The 19797-nt window shown below is 70.3% G+C and carries 16 protein-coding genes; 9 read left to right on the top strand and 7 right to left on the bottom strand.

What is annotated here, in order from left to right; translation table 11 throughout:
- Positions 1-3: 3 nt before the first annotated feature.
- The 3 genes from recC to recD are packed head-to-tail and all read left to right on the top strand — an operon-like array spanning position 4 to position 8536.
- Positions 4-3333: an exodeoxyribonuclease V subunit gamma gene (gene recC, locus BKA16_RS14780; RefSeq protein WP_183371399.1), complete on the top strand. Its 3330-nt coding sequence runs from the start codon at positions 4-6 to the stop codon at positions 3331-3333.
- Positions 3330-6677, top strand: coding sequence for a UvrD-helicase domain-containing protein (locus BKA16_RS14775; RefSeq protein WP_183371398.1), 3348 nt, complete (start codon positions 3330-3332; stop codon positions 6675-6677). Before recC ends, BKA16_RS14775 begins: the two co-directional genes overlap by 4 nt.
- Positions 6674-8536: an exodeoxyribonuclease V subunit alpha gene (recD, locus tag BKA16_RS14770; RefSeq protein ID WP_183371397.1), complete on the top strand. Its 1863-nt coding sequence runs from the start codon at positions 6674-6676 to the stop codon at positions 8534-8536. Before BKA16_RS14775 ends, recD begins: the two co-directional genes overlap by 4 nt.
- A gap of 43 nt (positions 8537-8579) precedes the next feature.
- Here recD and BKA16_RS14765 read toward each other — a convergent pair whose 3' ends face one another.
- Positions 8580-9347: a PIG-L family deacetylase gene (locus BKA16_RS14765; RefSeq protein ID WP_183371396.1), complete on the bottom strand. Its 768-nt coding sequence runs from the start codon at positions 9345-9347 to the stop codon at positions 8580-8582.
- A 29-nt stretch (positions 9348-9376) separates the two neighbouring features.
- Here BKA16_RS14765 and htpG point away from each other — a divergent pair, with 29 nt between their 5' ends.
- The gene (htpG, locus tag BKA16_RS14760) at positions 9377-11344 is read left to right on the top strand and encodes a molecular chaperone HtpG (RefSeq protein WP_183371395.1); all 1968 of its coding nucleotides are present in this window, start codon (positions 9377-9379) and stop codon (positions 11342-11344) included.
- Between the two features lie 13 nt (positions 11345-11357).
- Positions 11358-11813: a nitroreductase family deazaflavin-dependent oxidoreductase gene (locus tag BKA16_RS14755; protein WP_183371394.1), complete on the top strand. Its 456-nt coding sequence runs from the start codon at positions 11358-11360 to the stop codon at positions 11811-11813.
- Between the two features lie 84 nt (positions 11814-11897).
- Here the strand turns inward: BKA16_RS14755 and BKA16_RS14750 are convergent, their stop codons facing one another.
- The gene (locus tag BKA16_RS14750) at positions 11898-12755 is read right to left on the bottom strand and encodes a crotonase/enoyl-CoA hydratase family protein (RefSeq protein WP_183371393.1); all 858 of its coding nucleotides are present in this window, start codon (positions 12753-12755) and stop codon (positions 11898-11900) included.
- A gap of 27 nt (positions 12756-12782) precedes the next feature.
- Positions 12783-14573: an alpha/beta hydrolase gene (locus BKA16_RS14745; RefSeq protein ID WP_387995945.1), complete on the bottom strand. Its 1791-nt coding sequence runs from the start codon at positions 14571-14573 to the stop codon at positions 12783-12785.
- Positions 14574-14582: 9 nt separating this feature from the next.
- Between BKA16_RS14745 and BKA16_RS14740 the strand changes: the two genes are divergently transcribed.
- From BKA16_RS14740 to BKA16_RS14725, 4 genes are read left to right on the top strand one after another with little or no spacing between them, the layout of a single operon-like run.
- Positions 14583-15287: a VOC family protein gene (locus BKA16_RS14740; protein WP_183371392.1), complete on the top strand. Its 705-nt coding sequence runs from the start codon at positions 14583-14585 to the stop codon at positions 15285-15287.
- The gene (locus BKA16_RS14735) at positions 15284-15913 is read left to right on the top strand and encodes an LON peptidase substrate-binding domain-containing protein (RefSeq protein ID WP_183371391.1); all 630 of its coding nucleotides are present in this window, start codon (positions 15284-15286) and stop codon (positions 15911-15913) included. Before BKA16_RS14740 ends, BKA16_RS14735 begins: the two co-directional genes overlap by 4 nt.
- A 28-nt stretch (positions 15914-15941) precedes the next feature.
- Entirely contained in the window at positions 15942-16925 is a 984-nt protein-coding gene (locus BKA16_RS14730; RefSeq protein ID WP_183371390.1) for a pirin family protein, read from the top strand.
- On the top strand, positions 16922-17254 hold the full coding sequence (locus tag BKA16_RS14725) for a GNAT family N-acetyltransferase (protein ID WP_183371389.1): 333 nt from the start codon (positions 16922-16924) through the stop codon (positions 17252-17254). Before BKA16_RS14730 ends, BKA16_RS14725 begins: the two co-directional genes overlap by 4 nt.
- A gap of 17 nt (positions 17255-17271) precedes the next feature.
- Here the strand turns inward: BKA16_RS14725 and BKA16_RS14720 are convergent, their stop codons facing one another.
- The 4 genes from BKA16_RS14720 to BKA16_RS24090 all read right to left on the bottom strand — a co-directional run bounded on the left by BKA16_RS14720 (position 17272) and on the right by BKA16_RS24090 (position 19797).
- Positions 17272-17733 (bottom strand): carboxymuconolactone decarboxylase family protein, encoded by a 462-nt coding sequence (locus BKA16_RS14720; RefSeq protein ID WP_183371388.1) that lies wholly within the window; start codon positions 17731-17733, stop codon positions 17272-17274.
- A gap of 52 nt (positions 17734-17785) precedes the next feature.
- On the bottom strand, positions 17786-19045 hold the full coding sequence (locus tag BKA16_RS14715) for a flotillin family protein (RefSeq protein ID WP_183371387.1): 1260 nt from the start codon (positions 19043-19045) through the stop codon (positions 17786-17788).
- Entirely contained in the window at positions 19042-19578 is a 537-nt protein-coding gene (locus tag BKA16_RS14710; RefSeq protein ID WP_183371386.1) for a hypothetical protein, read from the bottom strand. The genes BKA16_RS14715 and BKA16_RS14710 overlap by 4 nt, the downstream gene beginning before the upstream one ends.
- Positions 19579-19674: 96 nt before the next feature.
- Positions 19675-19797, bottom strand: a complete 123-nt coding sequence (locus BKA16_RS24090) for a hypothetical protein (RefSeq protein WP_281378418.1) — start codon at positions 19795-19797, stop codon at positions 19675-19677.

Below are 19797 nucleotides of genomic sequence, written 5' to 3'. Positions count from 1 at the left end.
CGCATGCTGACCGTTCACCGTGCGGCCCGAGCCGACACCCTCGTCGGCGTCCTCGCCGATGTGCTGGCCACACCGCTCGACGACCCGATGACCACCGAGATCGTCGCGGTACCCGAGCGCGGTGTCGAACGCTGGCTGCAACAGCGCCTGTCGCTGCGGCTGCAGATCGCGGCGAACATCTCCTTCGACTCTCCGGCGGCGCTGCTGAGCCAGGTGAGCGCGGCACTGGCCGACGACGCCGACGCCGCCCAGAACTGGTTCGCCGACCGGCTCCGTTGGCCGGTGCTCCGGGTGCTCGACGCCCACCTCGCCGATCCGCGCCTGGACGTGCTGGCCGCCCATCTCGGACTGTCGGGCGGGCCCGGAGACGAGCTGCGCAGCGGCCGCCGCTTCGCCACGGCGGCGACCGTCGCGGGACTGTTCGGCGCCTACGGGTGGCAGCGTCCGACGATGATCACCGACTGGGCGGCCGGGCGCGACACCGACGGAGCGGGCAACGAGCTCGCCGAACACCTGCGCTGGCAGCCCTGGTTCTGGCGTCTGGTGCGCGAGGAGGTCGGTGTGCCGCATCCGGCCCAGGACCTGTCCGAGCTCACCGGCCGACTCCGCGAGAGCCCCGGCGCCGTCGACCTGCCCGAGCGACTGTCGGTGTTCGGGTCCACGCGGATCCCGCAGACCCTCCACGCGGTGCTGGAGGCGTTGGCCGCCCACCGCGAGGTCGGCCTCTATCTGCCGCACCCGTCCGACGCGCTGTGGCGGCGCGTCGCCGCCGATCCCGTCGACACCCGCGTCCTGCGTTCGGCGTACACCGCGGCCGCGCCCGACCATCCGCTCCTGTCGGCGCTCTCTCGTGACGTGCAGGAGATGCAACAGGTGCTGGCACCGTCGATCGACGCCGACCTCCATCACGAGACCGAGAACGACGGCGCCGCGTCCCCGCGCACGGTGCTAGCGGCGCTGCAGTCCGGGCTCGAGCGAGACCGACTCGAGTCCGCGTCACTGGTGGCCGACACCTCGATCGAGGTGCACGCCTGCCACGGGCCCGAACGTCAGGTCGAGGTGCTGCGTGACCGACTGCTGCACCTGTTCGCCGACGACGAGACCCTCGAACCGCGCGACGTGCTGATCATGTGCCCCGATGTGGAGGCCTTCGCACCGCTCATCCGCGGGGCGTTCGGTCAGACCGGGCTGCACCATCCGGCGTTCGATCTGCGAGTGCGGCTGGCCGACCGCGGTCTGCGCGAGTCGAACGGCGTCCTCGACGTGCTCGCCCGGATCCTCGATCTCGCCGCCGGCCGCGTGCGGGCGGGCGAACTCCTCGACCTCGTCGCCGCCGAACCCGTCCGCGCCCGGTTCGGCTTCACCGACAACGACGTCGACACACTCTCCGGATGGGTCGTCCGGTCGGGTATGCGGTGGGGAGTCGACGCGCGGCAACGCGATCGATTCGGGCTCGGCGGCTTCCCGCAGGGCACCGTGGCGACCGGGCTGGACCGCGTGCTCCTCGGCGTGGTGGCCGAGGAGTCCGAGAACGAGTGGCTGGCCACCGCGCTGCCGCTGTCGGGCATCGACTCGACCGACACCGACCTCGTCGGGCGCTTCGCCGAGTTCTGCGACCGTCTCGCGACGTTCATCGACGCCGTCGACGGCCGCCACTCGGTCGGCGCGTGGGCCGATCTGCTGACCGGCGCCGTCGACGCCCTCACCGACGTCACCGACGACGGCGAATGGCAGCGCGCGCAGGCCGTCGGCATGATCGCCGACGCCCTGCCTGGCGACGACGACACCGAACTCGAACTCGGTGACCTGCGCGATCTCGTGGCCGGCCTCGTCGCGGCGCGCCCGACCCGGTCGAACTTCTGCACCGGCGAACTCACCGTCTGCTCCATGACACCGATGCGCTCGGTGCCGCACCGGGCGATCGTGCTGCTCGGCATGGACACCGGCGTCTACCCGCGGCCCGGCTCCATCGACGGCGACGACGCACTGGCCGTCGCCCCGCTGATCGGCGAGCGCAACCGTCGCGACGAGGACCGCCAGATCTTCCTCGACGCGGTCACCGCTGCCGACGATCACCTGCTCGTGTTCTACACCGGAGCGAACCCGCTCACCGGCACTCGGCTGCCGCCCGCGGTGGTGGTGAGCGAACTCGTCGACGCCGTCGACACGCTGATCGGTCACCGCGGCGACGAGTCGCCGATCGTCCACCGGCACAGCCTGCAGGCGTTCGACGAACGCAACTTCGTCGACGTCGACGGGCACGGCCCGTTCAGCTTCGACACGACCCTGCTCGCGGGGGCACGAGAGCTCAGCGCGGTGACGCGTTCGCAGCGTCCGGCGCCCGCGCTGTCGTCGATCTCCGAGGCCCGGCTCGCCCCACCGGAGAAGGCGGACGTCGGCCTCGACGAGCTCGTGTCCTTCTTCGCCGCACCCGTCGAGGGCTTCGCCCGCCAACGACTCGGCGTCGGCATCCCCGACGGGGAGGAGTCCTACCCCGACCAGCTCGCGATCGCACTCGACGGCCTCGAACAGTGGGGAGTGGGCAACCGATACTTGCAGGCGCTGCTCGACGGGCGGGACCCGATCGCCGCGCAGGGCGCCGAGCTGCGGCGGGGTTCGCTGCCGCCGTTCGCGTTCGGAGCCGACGCCTTCGGTCCGATCCGGGAGAAGGCGCAGGCGGTGGCCGCCGCGGCGCACGGATACCGATCCGACGCCGCCGATGCGATCGACGTCCGGGTCGACCTGTCCGGCGGACGCCGCCTCTACGGCACCGTCGGCGACGTCTTCGACGGACGCCTGGTCCCGGTGAGCTACTCGCGGCTGGGCGCCAAACATCGGCTCGCGGCCTGGATCAGGCTGCTCGCCATGGCGGCGGGAGGTTCGTCGCCGGTGACCGAGGCCGTGGTCGTCGGCAGCGCGGGCGGGTACCGGCCGTCGGCGCGGATGAGTCGCCTGGCCCCGCCCGGCGACGCCGCAGACATCCTGGCGACGCTGATCGCGATCCGCGATGCGGGTCTGACCGCACCGATCGGCCTCACCCTCGACGCCGCGGAGTCCGCGGCCCGCGAATTCGTCCGCGGCGGCAACGATCGGCAGGCGATGCGACGTGCGGGCTGGGCGTATCAGAAGTCGTACGGCGACAAGAACCGCTATGCGGGCCTGGTGTTCCACGGCGATCCGGAGGCGGCGGTGACCTTCGAGGAACTCTGCGTCGCCGTCCCCGACGTGCTCGACGACGCCGCGTCGTTGCCGGGGACCGCGTCGACCCCGATGTACGTGCGGCTGGCGGCGGCGGTCTTCGGACCGCTGATCGCGAACGAGGAGGACCGATGACCGCGTCGAACGCCTTCGATCTGCGCGCGCCGCTGCCCACTGGCACCACGGTGCTCGAGGCCAGCGCGGGCACCGGCAAGACGTATGCGATCGTCTCCCTCGCCGTCCGCTACATCGCCGAGGGCGTACCGGTGTCGAAACTGCTCATGGCGACGTTCTCGAACGCGGCGTCCGCCGAGCTGCGCGACCGGACCCGCTCTCGTCTCACCGAGTCGTTGGCGGCCGTCGACGCCGCCGCGGTCGACGCCGACGACGAGCTGGCGGCCTGGCTCCGCGACGCGTCGGACGACGAGGTCGCTCGCCGGCGGGCGCGGATCGTCGCGGCCCTCTCCGACTTCGACGCCGCCACCATGGCCACCACGCACACGTTCTGCAACCGGATGCTCGCGGCCCTCGGCTTCCTCGGCGAACGCGAACAGCAGTATCCGATCGTGGAGAACGTCGACGACATCGTCGCCGACGTGGCGCGCGACGCATATCTGGCGCGTTTCGCCGGACGCCCCGACGAGGCGCCCCCGTTCGAGGAGTCACTGGAGATCGGCCGTTCGGCGGTCCGCAACGCGAACGCGATCCTCGCCCCGACCCGCGACGACGAGCGCACCGACGAATCCGATCTGCGCGTGCGGATGGCCGAGCACGTCCGCAGCCAGACACAGCGCCGCAAACGGCTGGCGCGGGTACGGACCTACGACGACCTCCAGAACACGCTGTTCGCCATCGTGACGTCCGGAGAGACCGGCGATCTGGCCTGCGCGCGGATCCGCGAACAGTTCGCGGTGGTCCTGATCGACGAGTTCCAGGACACCGACCCGCAGCAGTGGGAGATCGTCCGTCGGTGCTTTCACGGACACCTGCCGCTGATCCTGGTCGGCGACCCGAAACAGTCGATCTACGCCTTCCGCGGCGCCGAGGTCCTCAGCTATCTGAACGCCGTCGAGACCGCGTCGGACCGGCGACTGCTGACCGTCAACCGACGCTCGGACGCCGCCGTCGTCGACGGTCTCGGCGTGGTGTTCGGCGGTGCGACGTTCGGACATCGCGAGATCGCCTACCACCCGGTCCAGGCGCACCACCGCGGCAGCCGACTGCACGGCGCCGCGGCGATCCGAATCCGCGGTTTCACCCGCGGCGACTTCACCCGGCACACCCAGGACGGCACCACCCCGCTCGTCGCGCAGGTCCGCGAGCGGGTGATCGACGACGTGGCCGACGACGTCGCGGCCCTCCTGTCCTCCGAGACGACGATCGAGATCGACGGACGTACCCGTCGCGTGGAACCGGGCGACATCGCCGTGCTCCTGCGCGCGAACAAGACCATCGAACCGCTGCAGGAGGCGTTCGCGCGGCGCGGGGTCGCCTCGGTCGTCACCTCCGGCACCTCGGTGTTCGCCACCGACGCCGCCCGCCACTGGTGGCACGTCCTGACCGCGATCGACCATCCGTCCCGCCAACCGCGGGTGCGCCTGGCGGCGCTCACCCCGCTCGTCGGGCAGACCGCGCACACCCTCCAGATCCAGGGCGACACCGGTGTCGGCACGCTCGCGGGCCAGTTCGCCGAACTGGCCCGAGTGTTCGCCGACGCCGGGTTCGCGGCGATGGCCGCGCGACTGTTCGACGAGTTCGAGACCGCGCGACGCCTGCTCGGTTCGGCGGGCGGCGAACGTCTGCTCACCGATGTGCGACAGGTGGCCGACGTGTGCAACCGGTATGCCGCGGAGACCGGCGGAGCACTGACGTCGATCGTCGACTGGCTCGGCGAGCAGATCGCCGATCTGTCGCAGTGGTCCGGTCGCGGCGACGCCACCCGCCGTCTGGACCGCGACACGGCCGCCGTGCAGATCATGACGGTGCACGCGAGCAAGGGGCTGGAGTTTCCGGTGGTGTACGTGCCGTTCGGGTGGGACGGCGCCTCGCATCCCAATCCGGCGACCTTCGTCTATCACGAGAGCGATCACCGCCGCTACCTGGACGTGGCGGGAAAACAGGCCCGGGGCTACGCTCGGCGCGACTCACTGGCCCGGTCCGAGAGCGCGGGGGAGGACCTGCGGCTGCTGTACGTGGCGGCCACGCGCGCACGATCGCAACTGGTCCTGTGGTGGGCGCCGAGCACGACGACCGCCCGCGGCGCACTGCACCGGTTGCTGTTCACCGTCGCCGACCGGCAGGGCGCGGCCGCTTCCGGCGCCCTGTCGCCGGTACCGGACACCGTCCCGATCCCCGCCGAGGAGATCGACTGCGTCGGCGTGCTCCGCCACGTGGCGTCCCTCTGCCCGTCGATCACCGTCGAACCGGCCGGCCGACACACCGGCGTCCGAGCGCCGCGAGCCGAACGGACCGGTCCGGCGCCGACACTCGACGTCGCCCGGTTCCGACGGACCGTGGACCAGCAGTGGCGACGTACCTCGTACTCGGCGATCGTCGCGGCAGCGCATGCCGCGGCGCACCCGGACTCGGGGGCCGCGCTGATCGGGACCGGGAGCGAATCCGACGAGCAGACCGGGTCGGACGAGCCGGTCGACGGCCCCGATCCCACCGTCGGCGAGTCGACGGTGACCGACGGGACGCCGTCGCCGATGAACGGTCTGCCGTTCGGCGCGGGGTTCGGCACCCTGGTCCACGAGGTGCTCGAACACGTCGACACCGCGGCGTCCGACATCGACGCGCACGTACGCGAACTGGTTGTCGACGGTGCGGCGCGCCGAGGCGTCGACATCGACGTCGACGTTCTCGCGGCGGCCCTCGTCGGCGTGCTCACCACACCGCTCGGCTTCGGCGATCTGTGGAGCATCGGGCCGCGCGACCGGTTGGCGGAGATGGACTTCGAGATGCCGCTGGCGTCCACCGGGGGCGGTTTCGGTCTCGACCAGGTCGGCGACCTCCTCGCCGAGCACCTCCCGACCGACGATCCGCTCGCCGACTACGCCGATCGAGTGCGCACCGTGTCCGCCGACCGCTTCCGCGGATTCCTCACCGGCAGCATCGACTCGGTGCTGCGGACCCCGGACGGGCGCTACACGGTCGTGGACTACAAGACGAACCGGCTGCGGCCCGGCGACCTCGCGGTCGAGGACTTCGACCGCGAGGCGATGGCCGAGGAGATGATGAGCGCGCACTACCCGCTGCAGGCGCTGCTGTACTCGGTGGCGCTGCACCGCTACCTGGCGTGGCGCATCGCCGACTACCGCCCGCGGACGCACATCGGGCCCGTGCAGTACCACTTCGTCCGCGGTATGGCCGGTCCCGGCACTCCCGACGGGTGCGGGGTCTTCGAGTGGCGGCTGCCGCCCGAGTTGGTGGTGGCGATGAGCGACTTGCTCGCGGGGAACGAGAGGGGGCGGCGATGATCGTGGAGTCCGAGACGGGCCTTCTCAGCGCCTTCAACGAGGCGGGCGTGCTCGCTCCGTCGGACGTGCACGTGGCGCGCAGTGTGGCGCGGCTGTCCGGTGCGACGGTCGATGACGACGTCCTGCTCGCCACCGCGTTGGCGGTCCGCGCCGTCCGAACCGGCTCGACCTGCGTCCAGCTCGACCGGATCGCCGAGACCGTCGCCGACCGGGGCGACGGGGCGACGGGCGACCTGCCGTGGCCGCCGGCCACCCGACTCACCGCGGCCCTGGCCGCGTCCGAGCTGGTGACCGGCGCGCCGTCGGGACCGCTCGCCCCGCTCGCCCTCGCCGAATCGGCGGACGGACCGTTGCTGTACCTGCGCAAGTACTTCCGGCAGGAGCAGAGCATCCGGCGCATCCTCGACGAGCGGTCCGCGACCAGACCGACAGTCGACGCCGCCGCGCTGACCGCCGCACTCGACGAGGCGTTCGGTGCGGGCGACGACACCGGCTACGACCGACAGCGCGCGGCGGCGGCACTCGCCGCGACCAGCTGGACGACGGTGCTGGCGGGCGGCCCCGGCACCGGTAAGACCTACACCGTCGCGCGGATCCTGGCGATGACCGAGACGCTCCTCGGCGACGACATCCGGATCGGTCTGTGCGCGCCGACCGGTCGTGCCGCCGCCCAGCTGCAGTCCTCGATCGGCGAGTACAGCCGCACCCGGAGGCGTCTGCACAGCGATCCGACCGCGGTCACCGTGCACCGGCTGCTCGGATCACGACCCGACGGCACGTTCGTGCGCGGGGCGGGAAACCGGCTGCCCTTTGACGTCGTCGTGGTGGACGAGACGTCGATGCTGCCGGTCACCATGATGTGCCGACTCCTGGAGTCGCTGCGCGCCGACACTCGGCTGATCCTGGTGGGCGACCCGCATCAGCTGGTGTCGGTGGAGGCCGGCGCGGTGCTCGCCGACCTCGTCGAGCGCGATCCCGACGAGACCACCGGGGTCGGGCCGCCTCAGGCGTTCGGTTCCGCGGCCGCACTCGATCGGGCGGACTTCACCGACGGCGAGCGGTCGGCGCTGACGCGCGGAGTGATCACGCTGCGCCGCGGTCACCGGTACGGCGACCGGATCGGCGACGTCGCGGAGGCGGTCAACGCCGGCGACGCCGACCGCGTGCTCGACCTGGTCACCGGCGACGGGGACCGCCCCGTGACGCTCGTCGATCCGGACGACCTGGACGGTGTCCGAGGAAGCGTCGTCGCCTGGGCCCGGGATCTGCGTGCGGCGGCCCGGACCGGTGACGCCCGTGCCGCCGTGTCGGCACTGCGATCGCACCGGGTGCTGTGCGCGCACCGCGACGGGCGATTCGGTGTGGCGGGCTGGTCGCGCCGGATCCTGGGTTGGACGGCCGACGACGGCGGCGCTCACCCGGTGGGCGGCGCGTGGTACGCGGGCGAGCCGCTGCTGGTGACCGCGAACGACCGCGCGCAGGACGTCTACAACGGCGACTCCGGTGTGGTGATCGCCGACGGCGACGCGTTGGCCGCCGTCTTCGAGCGGGGCGACACGATCAAACGGCTGCACCCGAGCCAACTCGCCGACGTGGTCCCGGTCTACGCGATGACGATCCACCGCAGCCAGGGCAGCCAGTTCGCCGAAGTGACCGTGGTGCTGCCGCCCGCCGACGCCGAACTGCTGACCCGCGAACTGCTCTACACCGCGATCACCCGAGCGGAGAGCCGTGTCCGCATCGTCGGGACGCCCGACTCCCTGCGCGCCGCGGTCGGGCGCCGCGTGGCGCGAGCGAGCGGTCTGCGGACTCGGCTGCGCGAGGTGGGCGGCACGACATCGGACGCCTCGGGCACCTGAGCACTCGGGCACCTGAACTACTCTCGGGCGGCCGGCGCGGGCGTCACTCCGCCAGCCGGGCTCCGCCGGGCACCAGATCGCGCCGCAGATACGACTCCCAGCCGAGGAACAGTCGTTGTTCGTCGGACGGCAGCGACGCGAAGTTGCGCATCGACGCGCTGCGCTTCATCTCGGTCCTGTGCGAGGTGATGGCGCGGATCTTGGCGCCGATCTGAGCGCGCACGTCGACGGTGACGTCGATGTCGTCGTCGGGAGTCCCGATGATCGGCAGGTGCCGCTCGTCCGGCAGGTGCGGGCGCAGCAGAGTCACCGTCGACACCGGGATCGTGGCGAAGTACAACGAACGGACCTGCCACGGGTCACCGGTGTCGGGACGGTAGTGCACCAGCGGAGCGGCGTCGGCGGCGGCGCACACCAGTCGGTTCACGTGGATGTGGTCGGGGTGCCCGTACATGCCGAACGCGTCGTAGGTGACCACGACGTCCGGACGCAGCGTCCGAAACTGTTCGACGAGGACGCCGACCTGCTCGTCGAACGGCACGTCGAGCAGCGACGGCGCGTCGGGGGCGGACTCGGGCACCATCGAATCGGCATACCCGAGCGTGATGGGCGGGCGGGGGAGGCCCAGCGCGGCCGCGGCGTCGAGGAGTTCGTCGTGTCGATGCGTGCCGGGCGCCCAGGTGGCGGTGATCAGATCGGCGTCGCCGCCGCCCGCGATGTGCGTGGCGACGGCACCCCCGGTCCACAACGACTCGTCGTCGGGATGGGCGTGGACGAACACTGCGCGCGCTATGCCGGACACGGACGTCATGCTACGCCTCGAGGTCGGTAGACTGCTCGATGCGAAACGGTGATGTTCCCCCTAGCGGGAGACAAGGAGATACTGCGTTGACGTCACAGGTGCACGAGTTCCAGGCGGAGGCTCGCCAACTGCTCGACCTGATGGTCCACTCGATCTATTCGAACAAGGACAGCTTTCTACGTGAGCTGATCTCGAACGCGTCCGACGCGCTCGACAAGCTCCGGTTGGAGGGTCTCCGGGACAAAGACCTGGACGCCGACATATCCGATCTGCACATCCGGCTGATCCCCGACGCCGAGGCGCGAACCCTCACGATCGTCGACAACGGCATCGGCATGACGCGCGAGGAGGTCGTCGACCTCATCGGCACGGTCGCCAAGTCGGGTACCGCCGAGCTGCGGCGCAAGCTCGCCGAAGCGGACAACGCCTCCTCGGAGGAGCTGATCGGTCAGTTCGGTGTCGGCTTCTACTCCACGTTCATGGTCGCCGACGAGGTGACCCTCGTGACCCGCAAGGCGGGGGAGACCGTCGGCACGCGCTGGGCGTCCACCGGCGACGGCACCTACACCATCGACGACGCCGCCGACGCCCCGCAGGGCACCGCGATCACTCTCGCGCTGAGCCCGGTGGACACCGACAACGCGGTCAACGACTACACCGACCGCTTCGTGCTGCGCGGCCTGGTGAAGAAGTACTCGGACTTCATCGCGTGGCCGATCCGCATGCTCGGCGAGACGCCCGCACCCGTGGAACCCGCGGAGGGCGAGGACGCCGTCGAACCCGCCGAACCCGTCGATGAGACGCTGAACTCGCAGAAGGCGCTCTGGTCGAAGAACAAGAGCGAGGTGACCGACGAGGAGTACGCCGACTTCTACCGGCACGTCTCCCACGCGTGGGACGAACCGTTGGAGACCATCTCGCTGCACGCCGAGGGCACCTTCGAATATCAGTCGCTGCTGTTCATCCCGACCCAGGCGCCGTTCGACCTGTTCATGCGCGAGCGGTCGGGCGGGATCCACCTGTACGTCAAGCGTGTGTTCATCATGGACGACGCCGACATCATGCCCGAATACCTGCGCTGGGTGCAGGGTGTGGTCGACGCCGCCGATCTGTCGCTCAACGTCTCCCGGGAGATCCTGCAGGAGGACCGGCAGATCCGCGCCATCCGTCGCCGTCTCACCAAGAAGGTCATCTCGACCGTCCAGGAGATCGCCGACAAGCGGCCCGACGACTACGCGACGTTCTGGGAGAACTTCGGCCGCGTCTTCAAGGAGGGGTTGGTCAACGACTCCGACAACGCGCAGGCGATCTTGAAGGCGTCGGTGTTCGCCTCGACGCGGTCGGAGACCGAACCGACCCGCCTGGCCGACTACGTGACTCGGATGGCCGACGGACAGGACGTCATCTACTACATGACGGGCGAGTCGCGGACGCAGCTCGAAGCGAGCCCGCATCTGGAGGCGTTCGCCGCCAAGGGCATCGAGGTGCTCCTGCTGTCCGATCCCGTCGACGAGGTGTGGGTCACCGCGGTTCCCGAGTTCGACGGCAAGAAGTTCGTGTCGGTCGCCAAGGGTGTCGTCGACCTCGACGGCGACGATGCCGACACCGCCGACGAGGCGCAGAACGAGGAGTTCTCACCGCTGATGGACTGGCTCGGGGAGACCCTCGCCGACGACGTCTCCTCGGTGCGCCTGACCTCGCGTCTGACCGATTCGGCGGCGTGCCTGGTGGGCGACGAGTTCTCGATGACTCCGCAGCTGGAGAAGCTGTACCGCGCGTCCGGTCAGCCCGTGCCGCACTCCAAGCGCATCCTGGAACTGAACCCCGATCACGCGCTCGTGACGAGCCTGCGCGCGAAGTTCGACGAGACCGAGGATCACTCGGCTCTGGCCGATGCGGCGTCGCTGGTGTACGCGTCGGCCGTACTCGCCGAGGGCGGTGAGCTGGCGAACCCGGCGGCCGTCGCGAAGCTGATCGCCGCTCAGCTCACCGAGTCGCTGAGCTGACGGGACGCGAACAATGGGACTGCTGACACCGCTCGCCGTTCGGATCGGATCCATTCCGTGGATGCCGAGGCATCTGCCGACCATCGTGAAGGTCGACGGTCTGATCCAGACGGTGAGCGGTGGACGCGTCGATCTGCTGCGCATCGCCGGCCTGCCGAGCCTGACGATGACCGTCGTCGGACGCCGCAGCGGCGCCGAGCACACCACCACCCTGCTGGCGGTGCCGCAGGGCCCCGAGTGGCTGATCGCGGGTTCGTACTTCGGCGGCCCGAAGACGCCGGCGTGGGTGCACAACGTGCGTGCCGCGGGGCAGGTCCGGATCGGCGGAGCACCGTTCGCGGCCGCCGAACTGACCGGCGACGACCGTGCCGTCGCCTGGCAGACCCTGCGCGCGGTGTGGCCGAACTTCGACCTGTACGAACAGCGCACCGACCGCCTGATCCCGGTGTTCCGCCTGACGCCGGGCTGACCGGACCAGTCGGAACGGACTCACGCCGCCGGCGGCGGGCGTGTCGAGACGATCGCCCCGCGGCGTGAGTCCGGATCCGACGATCTACTCGCCCGCGAAGTCCGGTGTCCGCTTCTCGAACACCGCCGAGATCGCCTCGGTGAGATCGGCGCTCGGCAGGAAGGCGGCGTTCCACGCGGCGACGAAGCGCAGGCTGTCGTCGACGGCGGCGCTGCGCGAGTGGTCGAGGACGTCTTTGACGCCCTGGACGACGAGCGGCGGATTCGCGGCGATCTCGGCCGCGATGCCGCGCGCCGCGGCCAGGGCGGCGCCCTGATCGTCGTAGACGTCGCTGATCAGTCCGATCTTCTCGGCGCGCGCGGCGTCGATGTCTTTACCGGTCAATGCGAGTTCGCGGGTGTGGCCGTCCCCGACGATCAGCGGGAGACGGGCCAGTGAGCCCATGTCGGCGACCATGCCGACCTTCACCTCACGGACGCTGAACTTGGCGTCGGCGCTCGCGACGCGGATGTCGGCCGCGGTGATCAGGTCCACGCCCCCGCCGATGCACCAGCCGGAGACGGCGGCGACGACCGGCTTGCGGCAGTCCGCGAGCGTGTTGACGCCCCGCTGCATGCGCTTGACCATGTCGTGGAACTCGGTGCGCGGGCCCGCCTTCGCGTCGGGGGCCAGCACCGGCGCGAGGTCGGCGCCCATCGCGGGCAGATCGAGTCCGAACGAGAAGTGCTTTCCGGAGCCGGTCAGGACGACGGCGCGCACATCCTTGTCGGCGTCGATGCCCTCGAACAGCGGGACGAGCTCGGCCCAGAAGTCCGGCCCCATCGCATTGCCCTTCGACGGGCCGATCAAGGTGACCTCGGCGACGTGGTCGGCGACGGTCACGTCGAACGCCTTGTACTGGTCGGAGTCGCGGTAGGCCGGAGTGTTCGCATCATTGCTCATGGAACGAAGGTTACCCGCTGGTAGCGATCAGTCGCGCGTCAGCCGGGGGAGCAGCCGATCGGTGTCGGCGTCGGTCCACCCGGGCGGTTCCAGGATGCGGTCCCAGGCCTTCGGAATGGCCGCCAGATAGTTGTGGCCGTGACCGTCGGGGACGTCGGCGGCGACGGCCATGTCGGCCAGTACCTGGAGGAATGTGACGAACGGAATCCACTCGGTGGCGTCGAGCACATCGGGCCCGCGCGCCTCGGACAGCCAGTCCGGCTTGCCCAGAACGAGTTCGGGCGACCACCAGGCGATCGGATCGGACGCGTGCTGCAGGTAGACGATGCGGGTCTTGGGCCACGGCGCGTCGGCGGGCCGATCGAGGTCGGCCGGATCGGTGATGAACCGGACCTGACCGCCGTCCTCGTAGACGGGAAGGTAGGCGGGAGATCCGCGATCTCGATTGTTCGTCGTGTCGTGCCAGAGAGTGTTGCTGAACGTCGGCCCGGTCAGCAGTGCGCCGTCGGTGCGCGCCGCCATCGTCGGTATCGAACCGAAGGGCGACTCGGCCGCGAACGTGCCCAGACTCTCGCCGTAGACGACGATCATCGGCCGCCTGGCCTCCGGGATCGCGCGGACGAGCTTGTCGACGGCTTCGAACAGGGCGCGTCCGGCCTGTCGAGCGCGTTCCTGATCGACCACGAACGACAACCAGCTCGGCAGGGTCGAGTACTGCATCGACACCGTCGCGGTGTCCCCGCCGTACATGTACTCGAGCGTGTCCGGGTTGGCACGGTTGACCCACCCGGTACCCGTCGCCGACGCGATCCCGATCAGCTTGCGGTCGAACGCACCGGTCCGGACCAGTTCCCGGACGGCGAGGTCGGCGGCGGTGTCGATGTCCGGCGCCGAATCGACGCCGACGTACACCCGGATCGGCTCCTTCGCCCGCCGACCGGTGAACGCGGCCACGTCGCGCCGCGACGGTCCCGTGGAGACGAACGCCCGCCCCATCCGCCCCAGGCTCGCCCAACTGACCAGCGAACCCGGACCGCCGGACTTGAGCGAGGACTCCGGTGGTGCCGAATCGGGCGTCGACTCCTCGTTGACCGCGGCGAACGTCGAGTTCAGACCGTCCATCACATAGGGCGACAGGACGCCGTTGATGAAGAACACGCTCACCAGGATCACCGCGAGGGTCGATACGCCGGCGGAGATCCGCGGCGGAACCACGCGCGCCAGCCTGCGCGAGAGCAGCCGCACCAGAGCGCCCCACGCCTGACCGACCACGAGGATCAGCGCGAACACGCCGACGGCGATCGAGAGGATCTCCGGATAGGCGGTCCACGCCAAGCGCTGCACGCCCATCATGTCGCGCAGTTCGTCCTGCCAGACGGAGAAGAAGTACAGCATCACCGAGGTCACGACGGCGCCGACCACGCCGAGTCCGATCCATGCCGCGGCGGGCGGATGCCGCCACGGCCGCGTCCGTGACACCAGGTAGCGGGCCAGCCACGAGCAGAACACTCCGAGGCAGTAGCCGACGGCCGCGGCGCACGCTCCGACGATGCCCTGGAACAGCGGTCCGCGCGGAAGCAACGACGGCGTCACCGAGAACCAGAAGAAGACGGTGGCCAGACACGCCCCGGTGAACGACAGGTGCTTGCGGTAGGCGGTGATCCACCGCGAGAGGTGCGGCCGCGGCGGGGTCGGCGACGACTCGTCGGTGTCGACTTCGACTGCCTCGTCGGCGGGCACTGCGGTCTCCTTCGCTCCTCCACCCCGATCGTCCAACTTACCGTTCGCCCGTGTCGAGGTCGCGCGCGGCTGTGTCACGATGGGCTGGTGAGCATCCCGCGCGATCCGATCGCAGTCTCCGACGTCCGACTGATCCTGCCCGTCACCGATCCGGTCGCGTCGGCCGCGGCCTACCGGATCCTCGTCGGCGGGCGGGCAGGAGCGACACGCGCGACAGCGGGCAACGGCGTCGTCGAGTTCGGGACCGCCGACGACCCGCACGTCGACTTCGCGGTCGCCGACCTGCCCGAGGCACGGGTGCAACTGCGCCGTCGCGGGCTCGACGTCGTCGATCGGGACGAGAGGTCGGCGGACATCGGATGTGCGCCGATCGGCATCACCTCGGTGACCTCCGACGATGCGGCCGCCCGCCGGATCGATCACGTCCTGCTGACCCACCCGGACGCCGACGCGGCGATCGCACTCTACGCGGGCCGGCTCGGGATGAGCCTGCGTCGCGCGCGGGCGTTGGACGACGATGTGACCCAGCTGTTCTTCCGTACGGCGACCGTGATCGTCGAAGTGGTCGCGGGTCCCGCGATGGCCGAGCGCGATCGGTTCGCCGGGATCGCCTGGCTGTCCGCCGACATCGACGCCGATCGACGGAACCTGGTCGACGCGGGACTGGACGCCGGTGACGTGCGGGCCGGTCGGAAGCCGGGCACCCGGGTGTGCACGGTGCGCGACCGTGCGTTCGGAACACCGACCCTGCTCATCGAGCAGGGTGCCGCACCGAGCGGGGCGCGGCGATGACTCCGATGTTCCCGCTCGGCTCGGTCCTTCTGCCGGGTGAGGCGCTGCCCCTGCGCATCTTCGAACCCCGGTACGCGACGATGCTCGACGACGTCCTCGTCGGCGACTCGACGTTCGGCGTCGTCCTCATCCAACGCGGATCCGAAGTCGGGGGCGGCGACGACCGCGAGCATGTCGGCACGCTGGCGCGCGTCGAGCAGTGGGCCGAGAGCGGACCGCGCCAGTACTCGCTGGCGTGTCGCGGAACGGCGCGGATCGTCGTCGACGAATGGCTGCCCGACGACCCGTATCCGCGCGCCCGTACTCGGATGGCGCCGGATGCGGCGGGCGACGAACCGGACTGGGACCCGCTGCTCGAGAAGCGGGCCGAACTGCAGCTGCTGTGCGGACAGGGCGGGCGCCGCGACCGACAGCTGCGGTGGATCGCCTCGCAGCTCGCCGAGCCGGTCGACTACGCGGGCGACGACGCCACCGCCGCCAGTTTCCGGGCCGCCTCCGATCTCCCGCTGGGCGCGGCCGACCGCCATCGCGCACTCGTCGCCCCCGACGCGGCCGCCCGCGTCGACGTGCTCGCATCGGCGGTGGACGACCTCGTCGCCGCACTGCGATTCCGCCTGCAGGCCTGAACCCGGCGAGGGCGCTATCCTCGTCGCCATGAGCAATCTCGAAGCGCAGCCCGTCGAGATCGGTTGCTCGGCGACGTCGGCGACCGGAGTCGAGGTGGTCGAGCCCCGTGAAGTTCCGCTCGGCGGCATCCGCGCGATGCTGGTTCGGCGGACCCTCCCGACGCATTCCCGCTCGATGATCGGCGCGTGGTGTTTCGCCGACCATTACGGACCCGAGCCGGTCTCCTCCAGCGGCGGCATGAACGTCCTGCCGCACCCGCACACCGGGCTGCAGACGGTCAGCTGGCTGTTCGAGGGCGAGATCGAGCATCGCGACAGTGCGGGCGTGCACGCGATGGTGCTGCCCGGCGAGGTGAACCTGATGTCGGCCGGACACGGGATCAGCCATTCGGAGGTCTCCACCACGGCCACCGACGTGCTGCACGGCATGCAGCTGTGGCTCGCCCTGCCCGACGGTGTCCGCGACGATCCGCACGGCTTCCAGCACCACGCGCCCGGCGAAGTCGCGCTGACCGCCGACGGGACCGCCGTCGGGCGCATGCGCGTGTTCATCGGCGAACTCGGCGGATCCGCGTCGCCGGTCGTGACGGCGACCCCGCTGCTCGGCGCCCAACTGATCCTCGACCCCGGCGCCCGGGTCGACCTCGCGGTGAACCCGACGTACGAACACGGCGTGGTGGTCGACACCGACCGCCTGATCGTGGCGGGCGTCGAGATCGGCCACGCGAGCCTGGCGTACGTCGGAACCGGCGCGAGCACGCTGACCCTGGACAACCCCACCGATCGACCGGCACGACTGATCCTGCTCGGCGGTGAGCCGTTCGAGGAGGACATCGTCATGTGGTGGAACTTCGTGGGCCGCGACCACGATGAGATCGCCGGATTCCGCACGGAATGGGAGAGCGGCGCATCGCGTTTCGGAACTGTGGACGGTTGGGGACCGGATCAACGGATCCCCGCACCGCCACTGCCCAACAGTCGGCTGAAGCCGAGAAGGAGACCAGGACGATGAGCGAGGACACCGAACAGATCGACGTCGCGCGCAACGACGCGGCGGGCCGCTACGACATCACCGTCGGCGGTGAGCTCGCGGGCTTCACCCAGTTCGTCGACCGCGGGGCGCAGCGGATCTTCCCGCACACCGAACTCGATGACGAGTTCTCCGGCCGCGGTCTGAGTTCGATCCTCGTCCGTGAGGCGCTGGCCGACACTCGCGCCGCCGGACAGCGCGTGGTCCCGGTGTGCCCGCTGGTCGCGCACTACGTGTCCAAGCACGACGACGTCGCCGACATCGTCGACCCCGTGACCCCGGAGATCCTCGCGTTCCTCGCCTCGCGCTGACGCCGGACTCGACGCCCTCAGCGGGGGCGGACGTGGTACTCGCTCATGATCGACAGCCGGTTGAAGGCGTTGATCGTGAGCGCCGCCCATTCGACGGCGCCGATCTGCGCGGCGTCGAGGATGTCGGCGGCGCGCTCGTACGCGCAGTCCATGTCGTGGTGACCGGGGAGCTCGGTCACCGCTTCGGCGAGTTCGAGCGCGGCGCAGATCTGGTCGTCGTACAGGTTCCGCGCCTCGCGCCAGGCGGGGAGGACGACGATCTGCTGTTCGGTGGCGCCCGCACCGATCGCATCGGCATGGTGCAGGCTGAGGCAGAACGCGCAGCCGTTGATCTGCGAGCACCGCACGTTGACGAGTTCGATCACGATCCGGGGCAGACCGGCCGTGTCCGCGGCCGCCTTGACCGCCGTGGACACGGCCACGAGCCGCGCGTAGACATCCGGATTCTGCTTGTCGAGTTTCACGCGGGGTGTCGGCATGCCTCCACCGTAGATCAGGCGTGGCTCGGCCGCGGCACTCGTCCGCGGCGGGTCAGCCCTCGGCGCTCCCGTCGTCGGCCCTGGACTCGCCGAGGTTGGCGAGCATGCCCGCGACGTCGATGCCGGTGGTCGATCGGATCACCTCGAGGGTGCTCGCGACGCCGGTCCCGGCGCTCTGGGTGAGCGGGCTCACCGAGTCGCCGACCAGGGTGATGTTCGAGTCGGTCAGCGGCTGGGCCGCGGCGCTGACGATGTCGGGCAGCTTGGTCAGGACCAGTTCGAGCTGGCCGACCTTGTCGAGCTTGCCGAGCGCGTCGGCACGCTTCTCGAGGGCCTCGGCCTCGGCCTCACCGGTGATGCGGATGCCCGCGGCCTTGGCCTCGGCCTCGGCGGTGATCTCGGCCTTGCGCGCCTCGGCGCGCTGCTGGGCCGCGTACAGATCGGCCTCGGCGGGACGACGGACCTCGGCGTCGAGCTGAGTGTCGCGCAGACGCGCGTTCTGCTCGGCGACCTCGTTGTCCTTCTCCACCTGGATACGGCGTCGTTCGGCCTCGACGAGCGGACGCACGGCGTCTGCCTCGGCGGCCGCGCGGTCGGTGGCCTGGCGGGCCGCCTCGCGCTGGATGTCGAGTTCGCGCTGTTGCTCGATGATCGCCTGCTCGTTCGCGATGCGACTCTGCTCGGCGACTCGGTGCGCCTCGGCCCGCGACTGCGCGGCGATGGCCGCCTGATCCGACCGCTCCTTGGCGGCGAGGTCGCTGAAGTACTGGCCGTCGGAGTCCTGGACGTCGTTGATCGAGAAGCTGTCGAGCAGCAGACCCTGATTGGCCAGGATCTCCTTGATCGACTGGGCCACCTGATCGACGAGCTGCTGGCGGTCGACGAGGATGCTCTTGGCGGTCATCGTGCCGACGATCGAACGGAGTTCACCGGAGAGCTGCTCGGTGACGAGTGTCTTGACGCGATTCAGGTCGTCGCCGAAGCGGGGACCGGCCTTGAGGATGTCCTCCGGGGTGTCGCCGACCTTGACCACGGCGACGCCGCGGACCTTGAGCTCGATTCCGTCGTTCGCGGGAGTCGAGGTGTCCAGGTCCGCCTTGATCGACGACAGCTGGACGCGGGTCGCGCGCTGCACGACCGGCAGCACGAACGTCCCCGTGCCGCGGTACACCTTGCCCTGATGTCCCTTGCCGGTTCCGGTGACGATGAACGCCTCTTCGGCGCCCGGCACGCGATAGCGGGACAGCAGGAGGAGCACGACGAGCACAAGCAGGACTGCGACGACGACTACGGCCGTGATGATCGCGGTCATGGGTGATCATTCCCTTCTGGATGCGTGGTCTCGCCGAAGGTCAACGGCGAGACGAAGTAACCGTCGCGGTGATCGAGCCTGGACACGATCACCGCGCGATCGTTGTGGGCGAACGCCTCGTCCGAGGTGACGGTCACCTGACGTGCGCCCAGCGGGGTGCTGACCTCGGCGGTGCCGAAGCGGCCGCCGCTGACGGGTTCGACGATGCGGACCGTCGAGCCGACGAGGTCGTAGGAGGGGAGTTCCTCCTCGGACCCGACGAGGTATCCGAGGACCGCGAACGCGGCGACGGCGAGGACCACACCGGCGGCGACCCCCGCGCCGAGCGCCACCACCGTGCTGACGTCCCCGAACACGATGAGTCCGCCGGCGAGGAGCCCGAATCCGGTGAAGAACGGCGTCGTGACCGACAGGAGGCCGGCGCCGGAGTCGCCGATGTGGACGTCGACGGAGGCGAACTCGAAACCGATCAGCGACAGCAGCGTCAGCAGGAGGCCGACGACGCCGATGACGAGAAGGACGATTCCGAGCACTCTGCCCCCTGTTCGCAGCGTTCCGTATGGTCACATTCTGTCACAGGGCTCGGACTGGACCATCCGGACGTACGACACGGTTCGCCGCGGCGCGGTTCACATCAGTGCGAGCATCACTCCGACGCCGATGAACAGCAGGCCGAACACGACATCGAGTCGACGGCGGGCGCGCCGGGTCGAGGTGAGGCGATGGAAGCCCCGGCCGAGCAGTGCGAACAC

Source organism: Gordonia humi (assembly GCF_014197435.1).
GTDB lineage: Bacteria > Actinomycetota > Actinomycetes > Mycobacteriales > Mycobacteriaceae > Gordonia > Gordonia humi.
This window is presented reverse-complemented; position numbering and strand designations above follow the sequence as displayed.

Bases quoted from the DNA above. Each gene is read 5' to 3' on its own strand.
- BKA16_RS14735 (WP_183371391.1), top strand. From the start codon at position 15,284: ATGACTCCGATGTTCCCGCTCGGCTCGGTCCTTCTGCCGGGTGAGGCG.
- BKA16_RS14720 (WP_183371388.1), bottom strand. From the start codon at position 17,733: ATGCCGACACCCCGCGTGAAACTCGACAAGCAGAATCCGGATGTCTAC.
- BKA16_RS14750 (WP_183371393.1), bottom strand. From the start codon at position 12,755: ATGAGCAATGATGCGAACACTCCGGCCTACCGCGACTCCGACCAGTAC.
- BKA16_RS14715 (WP_183371387.1), bottom strand. From the start codon at position 19,045: ATGACCGCGATCATCACGGCCGTAGTCGTCGTCGCAGTCCTGCTTGTG.
- BKA16_RS14765 (WP_183371396.1), bottom strand. From the start codon at position 9,347: ATGACGTCCGTGTCCGGCATAGCGCGCGCAGTGTTCGTCCACGCCCAT.
- BKA16_RS14730 (WP_183371390.1), top strand. From the start codon at position 15,942: ATGAGCAATCTCGAAGCGCAGCCCGTCGAGATCGGTTGCTCGGCGACG.
- BKA16_RS14775 (WP_183371398.1), top strand. From the start codon at position 3,330: ATGACCGCGTCGAACGCCTTCGATCTGCGCGCGCCGCTGCCCACTGGC.
- recC (WP_183371399.1), top strand. From the start codon at position 4: ATGCTGACCGTTCACCGTGCGGCCCGAGCCGACACCCTCGTCGGCGTC.
- htpG (WP_183371395.1), top strand. From the start codon at position 9,377: ATGCGAAACGGTGATGTTCCCCCTAGCGGGAGACAAGGAGATACTGCG.
- BKA16_RS14725 (WP_183371389.1), top strand. From the start codon at position 16,922: ATGAGCGAGGACACCGAACAGATCGACGTCGCGCGCAACGACGCGGCG.
- recD (WP_183371397.1), top strand. From the start codon at position 6,674: ATGATCGTGGAGTCCGAGACGGGCCTTCTCAGCGCCTTCAACGAGGCG.
- BKA16_RS14755 (WP_183371394.1), top strand. From the start codon at position 11,358: ATGGGACTGCTGACACCGCTCGCCGTTCGGATCGGATCCATTCCGTGG.